The organism is Clostridium sp. CM036 (genome assembly GCF_055081135.1).
This window is the reverse complement of sequence record NZ_CM143652.1, coordinates 2,394,887-2,419,509: the sequence shown is the minus strand read 5'-3', so window position 1 is coordinate 2,419,509 and position 24,623 is coordinate 2,394,887. Positions and strand designations below refer to the sequence as shown.

The window sequence follows — 24,623 nt, the reverse complement described above, 5'->3', positions numbered from 1 at the left end:
TATAAATTCGTATAAGTTGAACAGTAACAAATTAAGTGGTATAATTTTAAGTATATATTTAGGGACTATTAAAATGAATAGTGAGGATGAAAAGTATGAAATTTTTTGAAAAGTTATTTGGTAGTTATAGTGATAGAGAGATAAAAAGAATAATTTCAACAGTAGATAAAATAGAAGAATTAGATCCGTTGATGACTAGTTTAAGCGATGAAGAACTTAAATCAAAAACAGAAGAATTTAAAACTAGATTAAATAAAGGAGAGACTTTAGAGGATATATTACCTGAAGCCTTTGCGGTGGTTAGAGAAGCTTCATGGAGAGTTCTTAACATGAAGCATTTTAGAGTACAACTAATTGGTGGAATAGTACTGCACCAAGGAAGAATAACAGAAATGAAAACGGGTGAAGGAAAGACCTTAGTGGCTACACTTCCCTCATATTTGAATGCGTTAACAGGAAATGGTGTTCACATAATTACAGTTAATGACTACCTTGCCAAAAGAGATAGCGATGACATGGGACGAATACACGAATTCTTAGGTATTTCTGTAGGCGTAATTATTCATGATTTAGATCAAACACAAAGGCAAGCGGCCTATAATTCAGATATAACATATGGGACAAATAACGAATTTGGGTTTGACTATTTAAGAGATAATATGGTTGTTTATAAAGAAGAAAGAGTTCAAAGAAAATTAAACTTTGTAATCGTGGATGAGGTTGATTCTATATTAATAGATGAAGCTAGAACACCGCTTATAATATCTGGAGAAGGAGAAAAATCTACGGATTTTTATAAAGTAGCAGATTATTTTGTTAAGGGTCTAGTGAAGGAAGAAGATTATACTATAGATGAAAAAGCTAGTGCTGTTATATTATCTAATGCTGGTATAGATAAAGCGGAAAAATATTTTCATTTAGAGAATTATGCTGATGCAGAAAATATGGGTATACAGCACCATACAGTTCAAGCTTTAAAAGCAAACTTCATCATGAGAAAAGATAAAGATTATATGGCAAAGGATGGTCAAGTTATCATAGTGGATGAGTTTACTGGAAGACTCATGGAAGGCAGAAGATATAGCGATGGGCTTCACCAAGCTATTGAAGCAAAAGAGAGCGTCAAAATTGAAAAAGAGTCAAAAACTCTTGCAACTATTACCTTCCAGAACTATTTTAGAATGTATAATAAGTTATCGGGCATGACTGGAACTGCGCTTACAGAAGAAAATGAATTTAGAGAAATATACGGATTGGATGTAATAGTAATACCTACAAATATGCCATTAACAAGAATTGATAACGCAGATTTAGTGTTTAAAACTGTTAATGGGAAATATAAAGCTATAGTAGATGAAATAGTTGAAACTTATAAGAACAAGCAGCCCGTTCTCGTAGGAACTGTTAGTATAGAAAAATCAGAATTATTATCTGATATGCTTAAAAAAAGAGGAATTCCTCATCAAGTACTTAATGCTAAATATCATGAAAGAGAAGCGGATATAGTCTCTCATGCAGGAGCACGTGGCATGGTTACCATAGCAACTAATATGGCGGGCCGTGGTACAGATATTAAGCTTGAAGAAGGCGTTGTTGAAGTTGGTGGACTCAAGATAATTGGAACTGAAAGACATGAATCTAGGCGTATTGATAATCAGCTTAGGGGTCGTGCTGGTCGTCAGGGAGATACTGGAAGCTCAAGATTTTACATATCACTCGAAGATGATTTAATGAGAATATTTGGGTCTGAAAGACTTCAAGGGGTTGTAGGAAAATTAGGATTAACTGATGAGGACGCTATTGAAAGCAAGATGGTAAGTGGTGCTATAGAAAGTGCTCAAAAGAAAGTTGAAGGAAATAACTTTGATATAAGAAAAAATGTTGTTCAATATGATGATGTAATGAACCAACAGAGAGAAATAATTTATAGACAAAGAACAGAGGTTCTTCAAGGCGAAAATATAAAAGATCAAATTGAAGAAATGATACAAGATGTTGTTTTCTCTGCAGTTGATTCACATATTAGTGGAGTTGAGGAAAGTTTTGATGAGGAATTAGTAAAACTTATTAACTATCTTGAAGAAATATATCTTCCAAAGGGTATGGTTTCAATAGAAGAACTTTCTAAAACATCTAATGAGGAAATTAAAAATACTCTTTTAGAAATAGCTAAAAAAATCTATGAACAAAAAGAAGAAAATTTTGGTGACGAACAAATAAGAGAAGTCGAAAGGGTTATTCTTCTAAGGGTAGTAGATAGTAAATGGATGGATCATATCGATGAGATGGAACATTTAAAGCAGGGCATTGGACTTAGAGCTTATAAGCAACAGGACCCATCACAAGCCTACCAAATGGAAGGTAGCGATATGTTTGCTGAAATGATTGAAAATATAAAGACGGAAACTGTTAAATACTTATTTCATGTGCAAATAGAAAAAGCACCTGAGAGAGAAATGGTTTCTAAGATTACATCAACAAATCATGATAATTCCATTAAAAATGAGCCAATTAAAAAAGTTACTAAACAAGGAAGAAATGATGAATGTTCTTGTGGTTCAGGGAAAAAATACAAAAATTGCTGTGGCAGAGGTTAATAATTATTAATAACTTCAAACAACCGCATAAGGGATAATAATAGTTGGAAATATAAAACCGTCAATTTCCAACTGAAAAGGGATGAGCAATTGATTCTTGCTTATCCCTTTTCAAATATAATGAAAGAGGTGCTATAATTGATAATACTAATCGAAGAAACAATAAGTGAATTAAACGTATTAAAAAGTAATGTAGAAGAGATTAGGGTGTCTCTTTGACGTAGCGTCTATGGAAAAACAATTAAAAGAACTTGAGTTTACAATGCAGGAGACGAGCTTTTGGCAGGATATAAAAGCGGCACAACAAGTTACTCAAAAAGCTAAGGGTATTAAAGATAGAATTGATAGATTCAATTTAATAATTAGTAAGATAGAAGATTTGGAAGTGCTAATTGAACTAAGTGAGGAGGAAGAAGATGATTCCTCTATAGCAGAAATGAAAAGTGAATTAAAAGACCTAACGCTGGATACAGATAGGTTCAGGATAGAAATTTTATTAGCTGGGAAATATGATATAAATAATGCGATTTTAACGCTTCATACCGGTGCAGGTGGAAGTGACGCTCAAGATTGGACAGAAATGCTTTATAGAATGTACTCAAGGTGGTGTGAAAAGAAGGGATATAAGATCGAAGTTTTAGATTATCAGCCATCTGATGAAGCGGGTATTAAAGCAGTGACATTAAAAATAACTGGCGAATATGCCTATGGATATTTAATGGCCGAAAAGGGAGTGCATAGGTTAGTGAGAATTTCACCTTTTAATGCAAATGGTAAGAGGCAAACCTCGTTTGCATCTTGTGAAGTACTTCCAGAGCTTACCGATAATCAAGATGTTGAAATAAAGCCTGATGACCTGAGAATAGATACTTATAGATCTGGAGGGGCAGGAGGTCAACATGTAAATAAAACTGACTCAGCCATAAGGATTACCCATATACCTACGGGTATAGTAGTACAGTGTCAAAATGAAAGAAGTCAGCATAGTAATAAACAAACTGCGATGAAGATGCTTATGGCAAAATTATTGGATTTAAAGGAAAGAGCTAAAAAAGATAGAATAGAAGACTTAACCGGGGATTTGAAAGAAAATGGTTGGGGAAGTCAAATTAGATCTTATGTATTTCATCCATATAATTTGGTAAAGGATCATAGGACTAATACAGAAATGGGTAATGTAGATGCAGTTATGGATGGGGATATTGATATTTTTATCGAGGCGTACTTAAGGCAGAACAATAAATAACATCAGGTATAGCTACAATAAAGAAGGGTGGTACCATTATAGAAATGTAGACACATTTCTATTTGAACCTAAAAGATCCAGCAGAATATATTGTATATTCTGCTGGATCTTTTATTTTTGTTATGTATAGGTCATAAGCATTTTCATCTTATGACTTACATTTAAAGTTTATTATTTTGTTATCACTGTTCCTGCTGTTCCGCTTATTGCTTCTCTAGCTTTTTCGAGTGATGTTATAATTGCTTTTCTGCCTTCTTGTGCTTCAACGAAAGCAAGAGCCGCTTTTATTTTTGGAAGCATAGAACCAGGAGCAAAATGTCCTTCTTTAATATAAGTTTTAGCTTCTTCAACAGTTATTATTGAAAGATTCTTTTGATTTGGAGTACCAAAGTTAATAGCAACCTGTTCAACGGCTGTAAGTACAACTAATGCATCAGCATTTAGTAATTCAGCTATTTTAGAAGAAGCAAAATCTTTATCTATTACTGCTGGAACGCCCTCAAGGTTTCCATTTCCATTATCAATTACAGGTATACCGCCACCGCCAACAGTTATAACAATATGTCCAGCTTCAACTAATGTTTTGATAATAGGTTCTTCAACTATAGCCATTGGAAGTGGTGAAGCCACTACGCGTCTCCATCCTCTATTTGAATCCTCTTTCATTATATATCCTTTTTCAATCATTAATTTCTTAGCCTGTTCCTCTGTAAAGAAAGAACCTACTGGCTTAGTTGGATCCTTAAATCCTGGATCATTCTGATCAACAATTACCTGAGTAACTACTGTTGCAACGTCCTTATTTATTCCTCGTTTTCTCATCTCTGATCTAATGCTTTGTTGCAGATGATAGCCTATATAACCTTGGCTCATAGCACCACATTCAGGAAAAGGCATTATTGGGCTATTTTCATTTATAGAAGCGGCTGCTTCATAAGTAGCTACGAGTTGACCTACTTGAGGTCCATTACCATGAGCAACAATAACCTCGTGACCCTCTTCAATTAAATCTACAATGGCTTCTGACGTCTGTCTTGCTGTTACTAATTGTGCTTCTGATGTAGTATCCTTTGGATTTGCTTGAAGGGCATTTCCACCAAGTGCTATTACTATTCTTGACATATATATTTCTCCTTTTATATTATATATAAAATATAATTTATTTAATAACTTAAAAATATTTTATAAAATTTCATTGAAATAATGTTTAAAGTTGAATTTTGCCAATTGAAAGCAGTATAATCATTAAGATTGCAACTACCATAATGGCTACCATTCCTATTTTCTCGTTTATTTTAATAGGTTCATTCTTTTCTTTCCTAGCCTTTAGATATACAAATATACCCACTGCATATAGTATTACTGCTGCTCCTAGATAATTTATTCCTACTGCGTAAATTACATATAGTGAATAGGTACAGGCTAATATAGAAACTATCTTATCTTTAGCTCCTAGGACATCTGTAAATGCAACTTTAACTGCATATAGTGATGAAAGCAAATATGGAATTAAAATACATGTTGTTGAAATTAAAAACACACTACCATATGCAGACTGAAGTGCTGGTAAAAGTAGCGAAAGTAAAAATATTTGAGTTAATCCATCAGTTAGTAATAATGAATTTACTGCAGCACCATTGTCATTTTGTTTAATAAACCATTTTGGCATTGTGCCACCCTTTGCCGCAACATAAGGAATTTCTGCTGCAAGCATAACCCAACTAATTAGGCAGCCTACAAGTGAAATAATTAAACCAACTTTAACGATTACAGCTCCAATACTGCCAAGTACAGTAATTGATAACATATCTGCTAGAGGGGTTTGTGAACTAGCAAGAGTATTAGCTGAAATTACTCCCATAGCGGTTGTTGAAACCAGTATATAAAGCACTAAAGTTATAATTAAACTTATTATTGTAGCAGTTCCGACAGTCTTTTGAGATTTCGCTCTCTCAGAAAGCACTGTTGCAGCTTCGATACCAATAAAGCACCACAAAATTGTACCCATTGCTCCTTTAATTTGCAAGAACACGGTGGTAGAACCCCCCGTAGAAGCTAATATTGTTTTCCAATTATCAACATTAAAAGTTCTAGTTTTAAATATTGCAAGACCAAATACAATTACCATTAATAAGGGTATGATTTTTGCAACTGTGGCAACGGCATTTATTATTCCGGCGCTCTTAACTCCACGCATTTGTATATAATGAATTATCCATAATAGTGCAGATGCTAATAAAAATGTTACTATAGGTTTTACGTCACCTACTAAACTATTAAAAGTTTTAAATATAAGAATAAAAAATGCAACGTTTCCAAGCCAAGCGCTTAACCAATATCCCCAGGCTGAATTGAATCCAACAAATTCTCCAAAGCCTTCTTTTGCATAAGTGAATATGCCCCCTGTAAGCGCTGGTCTTTTGTTTGCAAGTAATTGAAATACTAGTGCTAAAAATGCCACGCCAAGTCCACCAATTACCCATGCAATAATTACTGCTTGAGGGTTTGCTTTACCGATAAGATCAGTTGGGCTATTAAAGATGCCACCACCAATCATGGAACCAACTCCAAGAGCAATTAATAGAGACAAGCCTAGCTTCTTATCTTTATCCTTTTCCATTTTATAATCTCCTTTTGATTAATGTATTAGCCATATTTTAAATTGGTGAGAGCAATAATATTGCCCTCACCAATTAATTTTATAATTATTTTAGGCTAGTTTCCAAGTGTAGCAACCATAATTGCTTTGATTGTATGCATTCTGTTTTCTGCTTCATCAAATACTATAGAATGTGTACTTTCAAATACTTCATCTGTAACTTCTAAACCTTCAAGACCATATTTTTCAAATATATCTTTACCTACAAGTGTTTTTAAATCATGAAAAGCTGGTAGGCAGTGCATGAATTTAACGTTTTTATTACCTGTCTTATTAAGCATTTCCATATTAACTTGGTATGGCCTTAATAATTCTATTCTTGATGCCCATACTTCGTCTGCTTCGCCCATAGAAACCCATACGTCTGTGTAGATTACATCTGCATTTTTAACTCCTGCATCCACGCTATCTGTAATAGTAATTTTTGCTCCTGTTTCTTTAGCAATTTCATTGCATTTTGAAACTAATGCTGTTTCTGGGAATAAGCTCTTTGGTGATACTATTCTAAAGTCCATACCCATTTTAGCAGCACCAATCATCAATGCATTTGCCATGTTGTTTCTTCCATCTCCAGCATATACAAACACAATGTCGCTTAATGGCTTGTCAAAGTGTTCTTTTATAGTTAAAAAATCTGCAAGAATTTGTGTTGGGTGGTCTTCAGTTGTTAATCCGTTCCATACTGGAACTCCTGCATATTTTGCTAGTTCTTCAACTATTTCTTGGCCATATCCTCTATATTCTATTCCATCATACATTCTGCCAAGAACTCTAGCTGTATCTGCTACAGATTCCTTTTTGCCAATTTGAGTTCCTGTAGGTCCAAGGTAAGTTACATGAGCTCCTTGGTCTAGTGCTCCTACTTCAAAAGCACATCTTGTTCTTGTAGAACTCTTTTCAAATATTAGCGCAATATTTTTACCTTTTAATTTCTGTTGTTCTGTACCTGCATACTTAGCTCTTTTTAAATCTCTAGCTAAATCTAAAAAGTAGTTTATTTCATTTGGAGTAAAGTCCATCAAAGTTAAAAAGTTTCTGTTTCTTAAGTTAAACATAATAAATTCCTCCTAATATTGTTGTTTTTATAAGTTATCTCTATTTAGTGGCATACTCATACATCTTGGGCCGCCTCTTCCTCTTGAAAGTTCGGCACTTGGCATTGTGAGTACTGTTACACCATGTTTTGATAAAATTTCATTAGTAACATAATTTCGTTCATAAGTTATAACTTTTCCTGGTGCAATAGCTAGAGTGTTTGATCCGTCGTTCCATTGTTCTCTTGCTGCTACAATAGCGTCACCACCTCCGCATCTTATTAAATCAACTGAAGGCACTTTTAATGCAGATTTTAATACATTTTGTAATATATCTTTTTCTTGCTTAATATTTAATTGTCCATTGACACCTTTTGTAATTTCGAAAACATTAAGTGGTCCTTCTATCTCTGGGTGTATTGTAAATTTATCATAATCAACCATAGTAAATACAGTATCAAGATGCATAAATGCTCTACTAGATGGAATTTCTAATACTAATACTTTTTCAAAAGTAGTATGTTTTTCAAACAAATTTCTTGCTACAACTTCTATAGCTTCAGGTGAAGTTCTTTGACTACACCCTATTGCAAGGGTTGTGGCAGATAATATAAGTTCGTCTCCACCTTCGATATTACTTGGAAGGCTTCTATCATACCAAAGTGGCACTTCATTTTGTTTGAAGGAACTATGATATTCATGAATAAATTCTAGGAACAAAGTCTCACGTCTTCTAGCTTCAGTTTGCATAGTATTTATAGTAATACCATTTCCAATTGAAGCACCTGGATCGCGAGTAAAGTAAAGATTAGGCATAGGATCTAAGTAGAATGGATACTGGGTTCCTATTAATCCTCTTAGAGAATGAATCTCCTTAACAGCTATTTCGTTTTTTCTAACTCCAGCCATAAGTATATCAATCATTTCTCTTGTAGGCTTTGACATTAAATAATCATAAAGAGATTTATATATTTCTTTATTACTAATGTGACTTTCAAGTAAAAACTGTTGTAAAAATATTTTTTTGGTTTGATCCTCGATTAAAGCCTCTGTAACAAGTTCTTCTAAATAAAGAACTTCCACATCGTTTTCTTTTAATATTTTTGCAAATATATCATGTTCTTTTCGCGCTACTTCTAAATAAGGAATATCATCGAAAAGTAATCTTTCAAGAAGATTTGGTACTAAATTTTCTATTTCTCTACCGGGTCTATGTAGCATTACTTTATTAAGTTTTCCTATTTCAGAAGTTACATTTATAAATGACTCCATTTAATTTAGCCCCCTATTCGTTTTTGTTTATGCCATTATTATAAAGTGTACAATTATATAAGGAAAACCCAGGATTCTACTGTAATTCCATATATAACGTACATGTAAGCTTTGTTATTGATTTAACACTGCATATTTATGCTAAGCTTTATTTTGCTCAGTAATACTATGGATGTTTCCGCTTGAAAATTTAGAATATTAGATTCTATGTATATATATTCACAATGCTTTAGTTTACTATGCATAATACTAGAAATAAGGTATAAACATTCATAAAACTTTTTTCTGGTTATTTATACCTATAAATGTATAGTAATATCTAGATAAAAGCTACATAGCCTATATATTATTAATTATAACGTTAATAATTATGCATATAAACTTATTTTTCATCATAATATCGGACTAAAACCGTTAACAATATTATTTATTAACAAAATGTTCATAATATCGATATATAAAAGGTGATGATGTGAGACAGAAAAAAAATAATTAAATCCCCAAAAGGCATCTATAAGGGGATTATTGTATTAAATAACAATTAATTAAATTGGAGCGGAGGGAGTGTAGCGTGAATTTCCTTATTTATTGTGAATTATTTATTCGCATATAATGAATTGGTTTCGTAAATTTAGTATGTTAGCATTAGTTATTGAGTTTATACATACATTATTCATGAAAGAACTTTGAAAAAGATGCAGCTTTCCATCCTTCTTTTTTACTTCCTTACATAAGAATTATAAATAATTATAAATGCATTTTCTACTTGAAAATGCTAAAAAAATTAAATAAACATGGGAGGTAAATGATGAATAATTCAGAAAAGATAAAAGTAAACAATACGGCCAATGTATTTAAATTTTTAGGTTATAGTATAATTGGGATATTCATGTTTTTTATAACACTAACTATAAACGGGAAAACAACTATCCCCATAGACCACATAGTTACAGGACTAAAAGGGTTATCCACGAAAGGTGCTGGAATTTATGGATTAGTAGTTATTGTTTTAGGGGGGGTATATCCTTTCTATAAAAAAACATGGAATAAAGATAAGGTTAAAACAGTATTTTCTTTACTTAAATTATTAGGTATCATAATAGGATTTATGGCATTTTTTAAGATTGGACCAAGTTGTCTATTCGAAGAAGATATGATTCCATTTTTATTTGATTCATTAGTTATTTCAGTAGGGATAATTGTTCCTGTAGGTTCGGTATTTTTAGCATTTTTAGTTGGTTATGGACTTATGGAATTTATAGGTGTTTTAATGAAACCAGTTATGAGACCTATATGGAAAACACCAGGACGTTCTGCTGTTGATGCAGTTGCTTCTTTTGTGGGAAGTTATTCTATTGCATTGTTAATTACGAATAGGGTTTATAAAGAGGGGAAATATACAACAAAAGAAGCCGCAATAATTGCTACAGGATTTTCCACCGTATCTGCTACTTTTATGATTATAGTTGCCAAAACATTAGGAATAATGAATTTATGGTCTGAATATTTTTGGGTAACATTAGTAGTTACATTTATCGTTACAGCCATAACTGCAAGAATAAGACCTTTAAGTAAGAAATCTGATGAATACTATAATAATCAAAATGGTTATCCGGAAATATCTAAAGAGGGGAATAAATTTAAAAACGCATGGGAAGCAGGTCTTAAAGCTGCCCAAAATTCAGTGCCAATAGGAAGAAACATTGTTGAAAATTTAAAAGATGGATTTATTATGGCCATGGGAATATTACCATCAATAATGTCTGTAGGATTAATAGGATTAATTCTTGCAAAATATACACCTGTGTTCAATATAATAGGGTATGTTTTTTACCCAATAGTTTCACTGTTTAAACTACCTGAAGCATTACTTGCATCAAAAGCATGTGCAGTGGGGATAGCTGAAATGTTTTTGCCTGCATTGTTAGTTGTTGGGGCCCCGATCGTAACAAGATTTGTAGTTGCTGTAGTATCAATTTCATCCATATTGTTTTTCTCTGCATCAATACCATGCATATTGTCAACCGATATACCAATAAGTATACGTGAAATACTTATCATATGGTTTGAAAGAACAGTATTTACATTAATAATAACTATACCTATTGCGTATCTAATATTATAAATAAGTCGATTTAAGGGGGGGGATTTACCTCCCTTTGATTTTTGAGTGATTTATTCATAGTTTATAGGGGGAAGAAAAGATAAGGAAACTTTACTATATTGGTAATGACTGGTATTATATCTAGAAAAGAATTAGTGTCGCAAGTTACTTTGAAGGGGTGGGTGTTAATGAAAAAAGTAGTTACTATTAAAGCTGTTACGATTGGTGAAGGCCTACCTAAAATCTGCGTTCCAATGGTTGGAGAAACTATTCTACAGCTTATAGAAGAAGCTGAAATTTTAAAAAGGATTGATTTAGATGTTGTAGAATGGCGTGTAGATTTCTTCGAGGAGGCTACAAATATAGAGAGAGTTAAGAAAGCATTACAAGCAATTAGGAAAGTGCTAGTTGACAAGCCCATTATCTTTACATTCCGTAGTGCTAAAGAGGGTGGACAAAAGGAGATTAGTACTGCATTTTATTTTGAATTAAATAGATTAATTTCTGAAACAAAGCTTGTTGAAGTTATAGATATTGAATTATTTAACGATGAAAAAGATGTAAAAGAATTAGTTGAAGCAGCACATGCAAATGGCGTAGCGGTTATTATATCTAATCATGATTTTCATAATACACCAGAGAAAGAAGAAATTATATCTCGATTACGTAAGGCTCAAGGATTAGGTGCAGATATTCCTAAAATCGCAGTAATGCCTACTTGTGCAGAGGATGTGATTATACTGTTAGATGCAACGCGTATTATGAATGAAAGATATGCGGATGGTCCTATTATTACAATTTCTATGGCGGAAAAAGGGATTATCAGTAGACTATCAGGTGAATTATTTGGCTCCGCATTAACATTTGGCGCAGTCAAGAAGGCTTCTGCACCAGGTCAGATTGCTGTAGTAGAATTACGTAGAACTATTCAATTACTTCATAATAACACGTAAAAAAATTAGACCGCAATAGGATGATTTAATGATTTTTATTTATTATGATCAATAAAAAAGCCATAGAGGTATAACGCGATTTATTAAGGTATAAATTTAAAAAATTAAAAGCGATTGGCATAAACCAATCGCTTTTATATTTAAATTTAATAAGCTCTTCCCCAAATAACTGTAGCTTTAGATGGTTTTCCACAACATAAGCAAACGCCTTTTTCTTCTGGCATATTAAATGGCATGCATCTAGAAGACGCACCGGCTACTTCTTTTACTTTTTCTTCGCAAGCGAGTTCTCCACACCATGGAGCGCTAACAAATCCTAAAGTTTTATCAAGAAGTTCTTTTAATTCTTCTACGGTGCTCGCGTTAAAGGTTCGGGTATCTTGTGCATTTTTAGCTTTTTCAAATAAAGATTTTTGAATATCTTTTAAAATCTCGGGTACTAATGCTTCTAGTTCTGACATTGGAACAATTATTTTTTCGCGGCTATCCCGTCTCACAAGTACTACTTGGTTGTTTTCTATATCTTTTGGACCAACTTCTAAACGTAGCGGAACACCTTTCATTTCGTATTCGCTAAATTTCCATCCAGCCATTTTATCGCTAATATCCATTTTTACACGTGAAAGCTTTGATAATATATTTTTAAGTTCTGTAGCTTTTTCAATTACGCCTTCTTTATGAGGTGCAATTGGAACTATGATAAGTTGAATTGGAGCTACTGCTGGTGGCAGTATTAGACCATTATCATCACCGTGAACCATAATTAAAGCGCCGATAAGTCTTGTAGACATTCCCCAAGAAGTTTGGTGAACATAAGCAAGTTTACCTGTTTTATCTGAATACTGTATGTTAAATGCTCTTGCAAAACCATCTCCAAAATTATGAGAAGTACCACATTGAAGTGCTTTTCCATCATGCATTAAACTTTCAATTGTGTAAGTTTCATTTGCTCCTGCAAACTTTTCTTTTTCTGTTTTCTTACCTTTTATAACTGGAATAGCAAGGGTTTCTTCACAAAAGGTTGAATATATATTAAGCATTCTAAGAGTTTCCTCTTTTGCTTCTTCCGCCGTTGCATGAGCGGTATGGCCTTCTTGCCATAAAAATTCTGAACTTCTAAGAAAAGGTCTTGTGGTTTTTTCCCAACGAACAACGGAACACCATTGATTATATAATTTAGGGAGATCATTGTAAGATTGAATTATTTTTGAATAGTGGTCACAAAATAATGTTTCAGAAGTTGGCCTAACGCAAAGCCTCTCTGCTAGTAGCTCGTTGCCTCCGTGTGTTACCCAAGCAACCTCTGGTGCAAAGCCTTTAACATGATCTGCTTCCTTTTGAAGTAAGCTCTCAGGAATGAACATTGGCATATATACATTTTCATGACCTGTATCTTTAAACATTTGATCTAAAGTTTTTTGAATATTTTCCCAAATTGCATAGCCATAAGGTCTTATTACCATGCAACCTCTAACGCTCGCATAATCAGCAAGTTCCGCTTTTTTTACAATATCGGTATACCATTTTGCAAAATCTTCTTCCATAGAGGTAATAGATTCTACAAATTTTTTTCCTTTTGCCATAATTATTTTCCTCCGATTCAATAAAATATTTTAAAATAAATACAAAAAAACCCGTAAAAGGGCACTATAAAATCAATCATAGAATAAAAATAATAATATGTCAAGAAAACAATTCGTAAGGATTATTAATACCGCTTGTAAAGTTAACAAAGCATTTTTTTGAATCTATATAGGGTATAATATATGTGTTAACTATAAAAAAGCAATATAAGACAAAGGGTTAAAAGACAAGACCATATTAACCTTTCGAATATTTCTCCTAAAAATTTCTATATAGTGTATAGATATGAGGATAGAATTCGTGGTATGATTAAATATGTTGATTTTAGTCCATTAAATTTAAAATATAAATTATGTGAGGAGGAATAGCTATTTAGGTACATGAAAATAAAGTATCATAGTGCTTGTTATTTATTTAAATGTGACTTGCAAAAATAGCTAAAAAACATGGGGAATATAACTAACAGATTAATTAAAGAATTTTCAATAACTAAAGAACAGGCGGAAAGTGTAATTGAATTATTAGATGAAGGGAATACAGTTCCTTTTATAGCTAGATATAGAAAAGAGAGAACTGGGGGACTTGATGATATAATCCTTAGAAACTTTACAGAGAGGCTTATATATCTTAGGAACTTAGAAGAACGAAAAACAGATGTAGTACGTCTTATCGGTGATCAAGAAAAACTAACCGCGGAAATTGAGGAGTCAATAAGAAAAAGCGAGACATTGACAGAAATAGAGGATATATATAGACCCTTTAAGCCTAAGAAAAGAACTAGAGCTATCATTGCGATAGAAAAAGGGCTTAAACCTTTAGCTGAAATTATTGTATGCGGCGAGTTTAAGGGTGATATAAATGAGTATGCAGAGAAATTCTTAAGTGAAGAAAATGCAGTAAATAGTACTTCGGACGCACTTCAAGGTGCTGGGGATATTATTAGTGAAATGATTTCAGATGAAGCTGATTACAGAAAGTGGATTAGAGCATTAGTGCATAATCAAGGAAATGTTGAAACTAAAGGCGGTTCTGATGACACTACTCCATTTGAAATGTATTATGAGTATAAAGAAGGGGTTAAATCTATTCCACCGCATAGAATTCTTGCTATAAATAGAGGCGAAAATAGTAAGATACTTTCTGTGAAAATCAAAGCCGATAATGATAAGATTACTCAGTACTTAAGAGCTAAATGTTTAAAAGGGAATAATGAAACTGATAAGTATATAGAGTTAAGTATAGGTGATTCCGTAAAAAGACTTATATTCCCATCAATTGAGAGAGAAATAAGGTCCGGACTCACAGAAAAGGGTGAAACTAGCGCTATTGAAATATTTAAAGCTAATTTAAAGGCACTCTTAATGCAGTCACCTATAAAAGGAAAGGTAGTGCTTGGATTTGATCCTGGGTTTAGAACAGGGTGCAAAATAGCGGTGCTTGATGATACTGGTAAGCTTTTAGATATAGCTACAGTATACGCTACTGCGGGCAGTAAGGACGGTATTCAAAAATCTATAGATATTATTAAAAAATTGGTAATTAAGCATAATGTAGAAGTAGTGTCACTCGGTAATGGGACTGCTAGTCGTGAATCTGAAGAAATTTTAGCGCAGATAATTAAAGAACTTAAGGATGAATGCTCAAAAGATTTGTACTATGTTATAGTCTCGGAAGCGGGAGCCTCAGTATATTCAGCGTCAGAGCTTGCATCTAAAGAATATCCAGATATAGATGTATCTATTAGAGGAGCTATTTCTATAGGGCGAAGACTTCAAGATCCATTAGTGGAGCTTGTGAAAATTGACCCGAAAGCTATTGGAGTTGGACAATACCAACATGATGTAGCAGCTAAAAAACTCGATGAATCCTTAAAAGGAGTAGTTGAAGATTGTGTTAATGCTGTTGGCGTAGATCTTAACATTGCAACACCCTCTTTATTAGCTTATATATCAGGGATAAATGCTGCTATAGCTCAAAATATTGTAGCGTATAGAGAAGAAAATGGTAAGTTCAAAACTAGAAAAGAATTATTAAAAGTGAAAAGATTAGGAGCAAAAGCATATGAGCAATGTGCAGGATTTTTAAGGGTTATGGAGAGTAATGAATTTTTAGATAACACCTCAATTCATCCAGAAACGTATAATGCTACTAAAAAATTATTGGATTTTTTAAGGTACACAAGAGAAGATCTTAAATCTTTAAACTTTAAAGATTTGGATGATAGACTAAAAGATATTAATATTAATATGGATGAGCTTGCACAAATATTGGAGATAGGTGTTCCAACTCTTAGAGACATTATTAAAGAAATTAAAAAGCCTGGTAGAGATCCAAGAGAAGAACTACCGAAGCCGATATTAAAAACGGGTGTAGTTCAAATGTCCCATCTTAAACCGGGAATGAAACTTATGGGTACTGTTAGAAATGTGTCTGACTTTGGAGCTTTTGTTGATATTGGAGTTCATCAGGATGGGTTAGTGCATATAAGCCAGTTATCAGATAAATTTGTAAAGCATCCATTGGATGTGGTTAAGGTTGGCGATATAGTAGAAGTTAGTGTGATAGAAGTTGATGAGAAAAGAAAAAGAATATCATTATCAATGAAAAATAATTAATTAATATGTTGCTTATTTTACTGTATTTATATATAATTAAATTATAAAATAAAATTTAATAATCTTCAGGGCGGGGCTAATTTCCCCACCGGCGGTAAAGCCCGCGAGCCGTAAGGCTGATTCGGTTTAACGACATTTTGGAAGAGAGTTTTCCTTCCGAAGTCGTTAAGACAGCACCCTTGGGTGATGATTTGATTCCGAAGCCGACAGTATAGTCTGGATAAAAGAAGATGTGATATATATATAAATTTGCCCTGGCATAGTACTATGTCAGGGCTTGTATTATATCCATCCCTAGGAGATATAGTTAATTAGGGGGCACTAAAAATGAGAGACGAAAAACTTGTTAAACTAATCAAAATATCACTTTTATCTGTTATGGCTTTTCTTTTGATGTACATTGAGTTACCAATACCGATTTTCCCTGATTTCTTAAAAATTGACATCAGCGACCTGCCAGCACTTTTAGGGGCCTTTGCATTAGGACCAATAGCGGGAGTAGTTATTGAACTCTTTAAAAATATATTACATGGAATGCTAGCTACTAAAACAGCCTTCGTTGGAGAAGTAGCAAATTTTCTAGTGGGTTCATGTTTAGTATTAGTATCGGGATATATTTACAAGGCCCGCAAAAGCAAAGGTGGGGCTATTGCTGGATTATTAATAGGAGTAATTTGTATGTCGATTTTTGCAGGGATATTAAACTATTTTGTTGTTTTACCTTTATATGAAAAAGTATTAGGATTCCCAGTAGCTAGCGTTATAGAAATGGGATCAAAAATAAATCATAACATTGTCGATTTGAATTCTTTCATTATTTGGTCAATTATTCCTTTTAATTTACTTAAAGGAATGGTATTATCAGCAATGACCTTAGCTTTATATAAGAGTGTTTCGCCTATACTTCATAAAGAGAATATGGAGAGAGAATACAAAAGTAGAGAACAAAAAATATAAAAAACACTGGTATATAAATAGGGACTTATTTCAAAGATTTTAAAAAAAGGGTATTAACAAACTAAAGGATGACTTCTGCACAATGCAGAAGCCATCCTTTAGTTTTATTGTTCACCATTCACAATTAACCATGCTTTTAAATGTAGATATGGATGTTTTAGGATATATTCCATATCTATTTAGCTCTAGTAAAGAATCTCCTCTCTTTACGCTTCCATTATTAACAGTAACAGCCATTCGTATTCCTATTTTAGGCAGAAGGGTTAATACATCATCGTTATGGTGTCCATAAGGATAAGATAGATAATGGCTGCCGGTTAGTTCCGTATTTTTTATTAAATCTTTTTTTACATAATCTAAAGGTTTTGTAATTAAATAACCCTTGTTATTCTCTGTTTTATGTAAATTATGGGTATGGTTTGAATATTCAAATACATCAGTAGTTTCAGAAATATTTTTCCAACTTAAGAATTGTTGTGTTTTAGGATTAAATTCAACACTATTATCCTTGACATAAGATGTAATTAAAAATTGTGCAGCTTTAAAATTATATTTCTTCAAAATAGGATAGGCATAAATGTAGCTACTTAAATATCCATCATCAAATGTTATACATACTGATTTTTTAGGTAGTTCCAAATTCCCTAAAAGCCACTGTTCTAATTCAGCTAGATTTATTGTAGTGTATTTATTAGTGTATAAGTAGTCCATTTGTTGCTGAAAATTTTCAAGATTTAATACTACACCATTATTTGTAAATGTGTTTTCTTTTTTCTTTAGTAGATGATGATACATCAATATTGGTATTTTTTTTGACACACCTTCAGTTTGATCAAATGTTCTAACAATCGGATCTTTAAGCGTTGTTGATAAGCGTGGGATGTTAGATGAATTATCTACTGGTTTTGGTGATTTACTCTGAGAATCATCTGAAACTATTGTGCTTTTACTGGAAGTTGGACTAGCTAAGGAATTGCATCCAACCAATAGTAATGCAAAAAATAGTGCTAATATAATTTTTTTGGTCATAAATATTACCCCTTACTCTAATATATTTTAAACAGTTCACCCACATTATACCATTTTATTCTCATGCTTGCTAAATTTTTAGTAGAGAATAAAAAAAGACTGGCAAGAGCTAGTCTTTTTACGCTATCTGCTATAGGTGTCGATTCCACATAATTACTGCATCTTCCCCGTTATCTTCATAATAATGACGTCTAATGCCTTCATTTTCAAAGCCATACTTTTGATATAAGTTTATAGCAGCGAAATTTGAACTTCTAACCTCTAAGGTTATTGCTGTAACTTTTAGTTTCCTGCAAATTTTAAATAAGGCTTCCACGATGAGGTCGCCGCCGCCATGACCACGGGCATCAGGGTGAATTGCAACATTAGTAACATGGGCTTCATCTATAATTAGCCACATTCCTCCATAACCTACTATAGAATTGCCCTTTTTTAATACAACATATTTAGCAAATTTATTATCTAGTTCACTTTGGAGTGATTCGTAGCTCCATGAAATAGGAAAGCTTAACTCGCTAATATTGAGTATGGATTTAATAGATGATGCGTCCATTGGGCAAATTTTAAAATCGCTATTCATTTTTTATTTGCCTCATCTTTTCTTCGTACTCCCTCTCAGCTTGCGGCTGCCTAAGGTAAATAGGCACTGACGAGTATATATCATCGAATGTTCCATTAGATAAAAGGTTGAGCCCTAATTCGCCTAGGGATGAAGCCTTAGCTAAGTTTAAATGCGCTGGAGCAAAATTGGCTTTAGGTAAATTTGCTATAAGTTTTTCTTTGAATTTGAAAGTTCCATCTCCTACAAAGGAAATATTGCAATTTTTCTCTTTAAGCATATTTATTAATTCATCTAAGGAAATATTAATATAGTCACTGATGCGGGTGAGCTCGTAATTATTAAAAGTATATAAGGCAGTATAAACATTATCTCTTAAAGCATCTAGCAAAGGACAAATAATTCCATCTGTATATGCTAAGTTATATGCTAAAGAATCTAAGGTAGATACAGTTACAAAAGGCTTTTTTGAGCCTTGGCTTAACCCCTTAATGGTAGCCATCCCTATTCTAAGGCCTGTAAAGGAACCGGGCCCCTTTGATGCTACAAAGGCATCAATATCACTTATGGTTATTCCTGTATTTTTTAATAATTCATCAATTATAGGCATAAGTATTTGAGAATGTTGTTTTTTATAATTAAAAGTTATTTCACCAAGAACTTTGTTATCGTCAAGGATAGCACAAGTTGCTGATTGTGTAGCAGAATCCAGACTTAAAATCTTCATAGTTTTATCTCCTTTATATAATCATATCTTTTATCAGAATATCGGATGTTGATCTTTCTGAAATCATCTCCCAATCTAGGAAGTTTTTCTATGGTAATGGATAAATTATTGGGTGGAATCAGTTCTTCAATATAATTAGCCCACTCAATAATACTAACGCCATCACTAAATATATATTCATCAAAGCCTATAGCTGCTATTTCGTCAGGGTCATTTACCCTGTAGACATCAAAATGATATAATTTCAAGCGACCTGTATATTCATTTACAATTGTAAATGTAGGGCTTGTGATATGATCTTTTATATCTAAGCCTTTTGCAATTCCTTTTGTTAAATGAGTTTTGCCAGTGCCTAAGTCACCAATTAAGCAAACTATGTCCCCTGAATTTACATGTGAACCTATTAATTCGCCTATTTTATAAGTTTCGTCTACTGTAGTTACTATGTATTCCATAAGTTTCACCTCACTAAATATTTTATCCTAAAACATAGAAAAAGAAAAGGCCTCAGTGTTTCCTAAGAGATTAAAATATAAAAAAATCTTGCATTTATTTATAACACGTGATATAATTCAGATGTATTTTAGGGGTATGGCTCAATTGGTAGAGTAGTGGTCTCCAAAACCATTGGTTGTAGGTTCGAGTCCTACTACCCCTGCCATTTTTACATTTTTACATTTTTGCATTTTAAAAGTTAATAAAGGGGTATGGCTCAATTGGTAGAGTAGTGGTCTCCAAAACCATTGGTTGTAGGTTCGAGTCCTACTACCCCTGCCAAATAAAACCTGTGAAATTATTTTCACGGGTTTTTACGTTACTTATTTAAATATGCATTATAATGAATCATTAAATTTTAATGTTAGGCATCTGAAAAAAACTGGAGGGTATGTAATGCAACTATATGACATAGTAGTAATTGGGGGAGGTACAGCAGGCCTTGCAGCAGCTATTTCAGCTAAAGAGCACTATAAATGTAGAATTTTGATTTTAGAAAGAGAAAATCAATTAGGCGGAACAATAAATCAGTGTATTCATAATGGATTTGGCAAGAATATTTTTAGTGAAGAATTGACAGGACCGGAGTTTGTGCAGAAATTTATAGATAAAGTTAATAAATTGGGTATTTCATATAAATTAAATACTACTGTTTTAGATTTAAGTAATACTAAAGAAATTAATGCAGTGAATGCGTGTGATGGGATTTTTAAAATTGGAGCGAAAGCTATAATAATTGCGACCGGGTGTAGAGAAAGGCCAAGAGGATTTTTGAATCTGCCAGGTAGTAGATGTGCAGGTATATACACGGTGGGGTGTGCACAGAAATTTATAAATATAGAAGGATATATGCCAGGAAAAGAAATAGTTATATTGGGTACAGGAGATATTGCATTAACAGTAGCAAGTAGGCTAGCAATTGAAGGAGCTAATGTTAAAGCTGTAGTTGAAAGTAAAGATTTTATTGAGGCAACTGACAAAAAACTCATTGATTCCCTGAATGATTTTAATATACCTTTAAAAATAAAACAGAAGGTGGCGGATATCAAAGGCAAAACAAGGCTTGAGGGGATAACTTTAGTAAAAATTAATAAAAATAATGAAGTTATTAAAGATAGTGAGGAATATATTTCTTGTGATGCGTTACTATTATCTGTAAACTTATATCCGGACAATGAATTAGCAAAACAAGTAGAAATACTAATTAATGAATCAACAGGGAAAATTGAATTAAATGAAAGTTCACAAACTAATATAGCCGGCGTCTTTGCCTGCGGAAGCGTAGCTATTGGTTATGATTCTTCTGAAAATGTGGTAAAGCAAAGTTATAACATAGGTATTAGCACTTCGCAATACATAAAGAATTCTAACATCTAGTACGTAAACTTTTATGGTTTACCAATATAAGTGAATTTAAAACTGTTAGCTTATTTTAATGGTTTTTTTTATTTGTGTAAATATAAACGTGAAAAATAATGACATAAAAACAAAAAAATAGTATTGACATATTTTGATGTTAAGAATATAATAAAGAAAAGTAATTCATACTGAAATACTAGGAAATACTTAGAAGAAGGAAAGTAATATAAGAAGAATTTACAGAGAGAGAGTCTAAAGCTGAGAGGATTCTTATGGTCGACTTATATGAAGTGCCCTTTGGAGTTATGCACCGAAAAAGTCACATGAATGTGTCTTTGGTAGGCTGCATCGGGATTCACCCGTTATAGTGATAGAGCATAGCGCTGTGCTTGAAAAAGTGGCTTTATAATCAATTTAGTGGTTATAACTTAGAGTGGACCACGAAGTAAAACTTCGTCTCTAAATTAGAGGGAGTTTTTTTTGTACCCAAAAACTTTTGAAATATTAAAAATATAATTATATACGTGATGATTTTTATTTAAAATACTAAGGATGCAGGAATATAGATAGCTTTTGAAGGTAGATTACTTATTTTAAAATTGGAGGGATATTATTATGATGTATAACAATGTTTTAGATATGATAGGAGCAACACCGGTTCTAAAATTAAATAAATTAGTTGAGGGTGATATGGCTGATATTTTTGTGAAATTAGAAAAATACAATCCAGCTGGAAGTATTAAAGATAGAGCTGCCCTTGGAATGATAGAGAAAGCTGAAAAACTAGGAATATTAAAAGAAGGATTTACTATAGTTGAACCAACCAGTGGAAATATGGGAATAGCTTTGGCTATGATTGGAAGAATTAAAGGGTATGAAGTAATTATTGTTATGCCAGATAGCATGAGTGTTGAAAGACGCAATTTGATTAAGTCTTATGGAGCACAACTTGTACTTACAGATGGGATAAAAGGGATGAAGGGTGCTATAAATAAGGCAAAAGAAATAGCGGAGGGAAATTCTAGCTTTTTTATGCCACAACAATTTATTAATTTAGCAAATCCAGAAAAACATTATGATACTACTGCAGAAGAAATTATTAGAGATGTAGAGGACGTAGATATTTTTGTAGCTGGAGTAGGAACTGGAGGAACAATTGCTGGGATAGGAAGAAGATTAAAAGAAGCTAAACTTGGAATTAAAGTAGTTGCGGTTGAACCAGAAAACTCTCCCGTATTATCAGGAGGGGAACCTGGACCTCATAAAATACAAGGAATAGGAGCAGGTTTTGTGCCAGATATCTATGATAGTAGTGTAGTTGATGAAATAATAAAAATTTCTGATGAAGAGGCTTTTGAAATAGCAAAAAGAATAGCTAAAGAAGAAGGCATATTAGTAGGGATTTCAGCAGGGGCTAATATCGCAGCAGCTATGAAAATTGCGAGTAAAGTAGGCAAGGGTAGAAAGATTGTAACTGTTGCACCTGACGGAGGAGAAAAATATATTTCAATGGGAATCTATGATTAAATTTTTAACGACATTTCAAAAGGAAAGTCTCCCACTTCTATAAGTGGGAGTTACTACCCTAACAAATAGAAAACTTCAGTGGGGGCATAAATCTCCTTTTGAAGTCGTTAATTTATCTTCTACTAAGATGGTGCAGCTCCGCAGGAGATGATTTAACAAGGTGAAAATATTTATTTCTACTCTATAGATAAGTAGTCTGTGGGTTAACATATATGGAAATTTATATCTAAGAATATGAATTTCGATATTCACAAAATATAATTCTATAGGAGGGAATTATCATATGTTTAAAATGTTTAAATTGCTAGGATACGAAATTAATAATGTATTAGAAAAGGATCCAGCAGCTAAGAATTGGGTAGAAGTAATATTATTATATCCGTCTATCCATGCTATAATAATATATAGAATAGCTCATTTATTATATAATCATAAAATCTATTTTATATCTAGATCTATATCTCAATTAGCTAGGTTTTTTACTGGAATAGAAATTCATCCAGGGGCTAAAATAGGAAAAGGATTATTTATAGATCATGGGACGGGAGTAGTAATTGGAGAAACTACAGAAATTGGGGACAATGTGACCTTGTATCAAGGAGTTACACTAGGTGGAACAGGTAAGGATACAGGAAAAAGGCATCCTACTTTAGGCAGTGATGTGGTGGTGGGTGCTGGTGCAAAGATTTTGGGACCAATTAAAATAGGAACTGGTAGTAAGATTGGTGCCAATGCTGTAGTTTTAAAAGATGTATTAGCTAAGGCCACTGCTGTAGGTATTCCTGCTAGAATAATTTTTGTAAAGAATTCAACTATAATAGAAATTAAGGATTATGCAGGTGAAACTAAAAGAATGTACAACGATATGGTAATATAAAAGGGAAAGACAATATGGATATTAAAGAAGAAATAATAAAGTTTTGTAAAAAAAATGGCTTAGATGTAATAGGATTTAGCAAATGTAGAATTTTCTATGAGCTAAGTCCTTATTTTGAGAAAAGAAAAGAACTAGGGCTAGAAAATGAGTTTGAGGAGCAAATTGTAGATAATAGAATAAATCCATTTATATATATGCCCAGTGGGAAAACTATAATTTCTATTGCGTTTCCATATCTATATGATTTAGATTTTAATCAGAGAACGCATTTTTCAAAATATACCATGGGTAGAGATTATCATGTTGTTACAACTGAGTATATGGAAAAAATTTGCAAATTCATTGAAGGCATGGGTGCAAAAGCTATGTGCTTTGTGGATAGCAATGCGCTTCCGGAAAGATACATTGCGTGCAGTAGTGGAGTGGGATTCATAGGAAAAAACAATACTTTGATAACTGAAAAGTACGGCTCATATGTTTTTTTAGGAGAAATAATAACAGATCTAGTAATAGAGCCAGACAAGCCACTTAAGCAAAAATGTGGTGATTGTGAGATGTGTTTAGCAGCCTGTCCTACAAATTCTATAGTCAAAGGGAGAGTAGGAATAAATAATGATTCAAATATATGTCTATCCTACATAACACAGAAAAAAGATATAGAGGATTCTTGGTTCGAAAAATTAAATGGCAGACTATTTGGCTGTGATACCTGTCAGAGAGTATGTCACTTTAATAAAGAAATTGAATTTAGCTCTATTGAAGAATTTAAACCTTATGAACATATGAAGAGAATCGACGTGCAAGCATTAATGAATATTGATAATCGGTTATTTAAAGATAAGTACAAGATAACTTCTTGTGGATGGAGAGGTAAAAATATACTTAAGAGGAATGCAATGATTAATGAGGTTATTACAGAAAAATGTAAAATTATAACTATAGAGAAGGATACATCGCCTTATATAAGAGATTATTATTATAGACTTTTAAAGCTTTTAAAATTATAATAATGTTATAATTATTTATTAT

The 24,623-nt window shown here is 32.8% G+C and carries 19 protein-coding genes, 2 tRNA genes and 1 riboswitch; of the genes, 12 read left to right on the top strand and 9 right to left on the bottom strand.

Annotated elements, in window-relative coordinates; genetic code table 11:
- Window positions 1–95: 95 nt before the first annotated feature.
- Both secA and prfB read left to right on the top strand, forming a co-directional pair.
- Window positions 96–2,597, top strand: coding sequence for a preprotein translocase subunit SecA (gene secA / locus ACWJKE_RS11365; RefSeq protein WP_216303966.1), 2,502 nt, complete (start codon window positions 96–98; stop codon window positions 2,595–2,597).
- A 138-nt stretch (window positions 2,598–2,735) separates the two neighbouring features.
- Window positions 2,736–3,843 (top strand): peptide chain release factor 2 gene (gene prfB / locus ACWJKE_RS11360; protein ID WP_216303965.1). Its coding sequence is split into 2 segments (ribosomal slippage): window positions 2,736–2,813 and window positions 2,815–3,843, totalling 1,107 coding nucleotides; the frame shifts between segments, so codons are not numbered across the junction.
- A 171-nt stretch (window positions 3,844–4,014) separates the two neighbouring features.
- On the opposite strand, the gene arcC is transcribed toward prfB, so the two are convergent.
- From arcC to arcA, 4 genes are all read right to left on the bottom strand, one after another.
- Window positions 4,015–4,965: a carbamate kinase gene (gene arcC / locus ACWJKE_RS11355; protein WP_165413083.1), complete on the bottom strand. Its 951-nt coding sequence runs from the start codon at window positions 4,963–4,965 to the stop codon at window positions 4,015–4,017.
- An 85-nt stretch (window positions 4,966–5,050) separates the two neighbouring features.
- On the bottom strand, window positions 5,051–6,463 hold the full coding sequence (locus tag ACWJKE_RS11350) for a basic amino acid/polyamine antiporter (RefSeq protein ID WP_216303964.1): 1,413 nt from the start codon (window positions 6,461–6,463) through the stop codon (window positions 5,051–5,053).
- A 95-nt stretch (window positions 6,464–6,558) separates the two neighbouring features.
- Window positions 6,559–7,557, bottom strand: coding sequence for an ornithine carbamoyltransferase (argF, locus tag ACWJKE_RS11345; RefSeq protein ID WP_258280591.1), 999 nt, complete (start codon window positions 7,555–7,557; stop codon window positions 6,559–6,561).
- Between the two features lie 27 nt (window positions 7,558–7,584).
- Window positions 7,585–8,808 (bottom strand): arginine deiminase, encoded by a 1,224-nt coding sequence (gene arcA / locus ACWJKE_RS11340; RefSeq protein ID WP_216303963.1) that lies wholly within the window; start codon window positions 8,806–8,808, stop codon window positions 7,585–7,587.
- 808 nt (window positions 8,809–9,616) lie between these two features.
- Between arcA and ACWJKE_RS11335 the strand changes: the two genes are divergently transcribed.
- Both ACWJKE_RS11335 and aroD read left to right on the top strand, forming a co-directional pair.
- Entirely contained in the window at window positions 9,617–10,933 is a 1,317-nt protein-coding gene (locus ACWJKE_RS11335) for a YjiH family protein (protein ID WP_462958834.1), read from the top strand.
- 167 nt (window positions 10,934–11,100) lie between these two features.
- On the top strand, window positions 11,101–11,865 hold the full coding sequence (gene aroD, locus ACWJKE_RS11330) for a type I 3-dehydroquinate dehydratase (protein ID WP_462958833.1): 765 nt from the start codon (window positions 11,101–11,103) through the stop codon (window positions 11,863–11,865).
- A gap of 146 nt (window positions 11,866–12,011) precedes the next feature.
- On the opposite strand, the gene proS is transcribed toward aroD, so the two are convergent.
- Window positions 12,012–13,448, bottom strand: coding sequence for a proline--tRNA ligase (proS, locus tag ACWJKE_RS11325; RefSeq protein ID WP_216303961.1), 1,437 nt, complete (start codon window positions 13,446–13,448; stop codon window positions 12,012–12,014).
- A 447-nt stretch (window positions 13,449–13,895) separates the two neighbouring features.
- Between proS and ACWJKE_RS11320 the strand changes: the two genes are divergently transcribed.
- On the top strand, window positions 13,896–16,064 hold the full coding sequence (locus ACWJKE_RS11320) for a Tex family protein (RefSeq protein ID WP_220287803.1): 2,169 nt from the start codon (window positions 13,896–13,898) through the stop codon (window positions 16,062–16,064).
- A gap of 57 nt (window positions 16,065–16,121) precedes the next feature.
- Window positions 16,122–16,300: riboswitch (FMN riboswitch) on the top strand.
- 91 nt (window positions 16,301–16,391) lie between these two features.
- Window positions 16,392–17,021: an ECF transporter S component gene (locus ACWJKE_RS11315; protein ID WP_216303959.1), complete on the top strand. Its 630-nt coding sequence runs from the start codon at window positions 16,392–16,394 to the stop codon at window positions 17,019–17,021.
- Between the two features lie 111 nt (window positions 17,022–17,132).
- Here the strand turns inward: ACWJKE_RS11315 and ACWJKE_RS11310 are convergent, their stop codons facing one another.
- The 4 genes from ACWJKE_RS11310 to tsaE all read right to left on the bottom strand — a co-directional run bounded on the left by ACWJKE_RS11310 (window position 17,133) and on the right by tsaE (window position 19,791).
- Entirely contained in the window at window positions 17,133–18,050 is a 918-nt protein-coding gene (locus tag ACWJKE_RS11310) for a polysaccharide deacetylase family protein (protein ID WP_216303958.1), read from the bottom strand.
- 130 nt (window positions 18,051–18,180) lie between these two features.
- Window positions 18,181–18,630, bottom strand: a complete 450-nt coding sequence (gene rimI / locus ACWJKE_RS11305) for a ribosomal protein S18-alanine N-acetyltransferase (protein ID WP_216303957.1) — start codon at window positions 18,628–18,630, stop codon at window positions 18,181–18,183.
- A complete protein-coding gene (gene tsaB, locus ACWJKE_RS11300; RefSeq protein WP_216303956.1) occupies window positions 18,623–19,336 on the bottom strand; it encodes a tRNA (adenosine(37)-N6)-threonylcarbamoyltransferase complex dimerization subunit type 1 TsaB in 714 nt (237 codons plus the stop codon). Before tsaB ends, rimI begins: the two co-directional genes overlap by 8 nt.
- On the bottom strand, window positions 19,333–19,791 hold the full coding sequence (gene tsaE / locus ACWJKE_RS11295) for a tRNA (adenosine(37)-N6)-threonylcarbamoyltransferase complex ATPase subunit type 1 TsaE (RefSeq protein ID WP_216303955.1): 459 nt from the start codon (window positions 19,789–19,791) through the stop codon (window positions 19,333–19,335). Before tsaE ends, tsaB begins: the two co-directional genes overlap by 4 nt.
- 130 nt (window positions 19,792–19,921) lie before the next feature.
- Here tsaE and ACWJKE_RS11290 point away from each other — a divergent pair.
- The 6 genes from ACWJKE_RS11290 to queG all read left to right on the top strand — a co-directional run bounded on the left by ACWJKE_RS11290 (window position 19,922) and on the right by queG (window position 24,601).
- Window positions 19,922–19,997, top strand: a tRNA-Trp gene (locus tag ACWJKE_RS11290).
- A 40-nt stretch (window positions 19,998–20,037) separates the two neighbouring features.
- Window positions 20,038–20,113: transfer RNA gene (locus ACWJKE_RS11285), tRNA-Trp, on the top strand.
- Between the two features lie 114 nt (window positions 20,114–20,227).
- Window positions 20,228–21,208: an NAD(P)/FAD-dependent oxidoreductase gene (locus ACWJKE_RS11280; RefSeq protein WP_216303954.1), complete on the top strand. Its 981-nt coding sequence runs from the start codon at window positions 20,228–20,230 to the stop codon at window positions 21,206–21,208.
- A gap of 597 nt (window positions 21,209–21,805) precedes the next feature.
- Window positions 21,806–22,717: a cysteine synthase A gene (gene cysK, locus ACWJKE_RS11275; protein WP_216303953.1), complete on the top strand. Its 912-nt coding sequence runs from the start codon at window positions 21,806–21,808 to the stop codon at window positions 22,715–22,717.
- Window positions 22,718–23,000: 283 nt separating this feature from the next.
- Window positions 23,001–23,594 (top strand): serine O-acetyltransferase EpsC, encoded by a 594-nt coding sequence (gene epsC, locus ACWJKE_RS11270; RefSeq protein ID WP_187351438.1) that lies wholly within the window; start codon window positions 23,001–23,003, stop codon window positions 23,592–23,594.
- Between the two features lie 14 nt (window positions 23,595–23,608).
- Window positions 23,609–24,601, top strand: a complete 993-nt coding sequence (gene queG / locus ACWJKE_RS11265; protein ID WP_220320449.1) for a tRNA epoxyqueuosine(34) reductase QueG — start codon at window positions 23,609–23,611, stop codon at window positions 24,599–24,601.
- The last annotated feature ends 22 nt before the right edge of the window (window positions 24,602–24,623 follow it).

Excerpts from the sequence above, each read along its gene's own strand:
- secA (WP_216303966.1), top strand. The coding sequence starts at position 96 with ATGAAATTTTTTGAAAAGTTATTTGGTAGTTATAGTGATAGAGAGATA.
- arcC (WP_165413083.1), bottom strand. The coding sequence starts at position 4,965 with ATGTCAAGAATAGTAATAGCACTTGGTGGAAATGCCCTTCAAGCAAAT.
- ACWJKE_RS11350 (WP_216303964.1), bottom strand. The coding sequence starts at position 6,463 with ATGGAAAAGGATAAAGATAAGAAGCTAGGCTTGTCTCTATTAATTGCT.
- argF (WP_258280591.1), bottom strand. The coding sequence starts at position 7,557 with ATGTTTAACTTAAGAAACAGAAACTTTTTAACTTTGATGGACTTTACT.
- arcA (WP_216303963.1), bottom strand. The coding sequence starts at position 8,808 with ATGGAGTCATTTATAAATGTAACTTCTGAAATAGGAAAACTTAATAAA.
- ACWJKE_RS11335 (WP_462958834.1), top strand. The coding sequence starts at position 9,617 with ATGAATAATTCAGAAAAGATAAAAGTAAACAATACGGCCAATGTATTT.
- aroD (WP_462958833.1), top strand. The coding sequence starts at position 11,101 with ATGAAAAAAGTAGTTACTATTAAAGCTGTTACGATTGGTGAAGGCCTA.
- proS (WP_216303961.1), bottom strand. The coding sequence starts at position 13,448 with ATGGCAAAAGGAAAAAAATTTGTAGAATCTATTACCTCTATGGAAGAA.
- ACWJKE_RS11320 (WP_220287803.1), top strand. The coding sequence starts at position 13,896 with ATGGGGAATATAACTAACAGATTAATTAAAGAATTTTCAATAACTAAA.
- ACWJKE_RS11315 (WP_216303959.1), top strand. The coding sequence starts at position 16,392 with ATGAGAGACGAAAAACTTGTTAAACTAATCAAAATATCACTTTTATCT.
- ACWJKE_RS11310 (WP_216303958.1), bottom strand. The coding sequence starts at position 18,050 with ATGACCAAAAAAATTATATTAGCACTATTTTTTGCATTACTATTGGTT.
- rimI (WP_216303957.1), bottom strand. The coding sequence starts at position 18,630 with ATGAATAGCGATTTTAAAATTTGCCCAATGGACGCATCATCTATTAAA.
- tsaB (WP_216303956.1), bottom strand. The coding sequence starts at position 19,336 with ATGAAGATTTTAAGTCTGGATTCTGCTACACAATCAGCAACTTGTGCT.
- tsaE (WP_216303955.1), bottom strand. The coding sequence starts at position 19,791 with ATGGAATACATAGTAACTACAGTAGACGAAACTTATAAAATAGGCGAA.
- ACWJKE_RS11280 (WP_216303954.1), top strand. The coding sequence starts at position 20,228 with ATGCAACTATATGACATAGTAGTAATTGGGGGAGGTACAGCAGGCCTT.
- cysK (WP_216303953.1), top strand. The coding sequence starts at position 21,806 with ATGATGTATAACAATGTTTTAGATATGATAGGAGCAACACCGGTTCTA.
- epsC (WP_187351438.1), top strand. The coding sequence starts at position 23,001 with ATGTTTAAAATGTTTAAATTGCTAGGATACGAAATTAATAATGTATTA.
- queG (WP_220320449.1), top strand. The coding sequence starts at position 23,609 with ATGGATATTAAAGAAGAAATAATAAAGTTTTGTAAAAAAAATGGCTTA.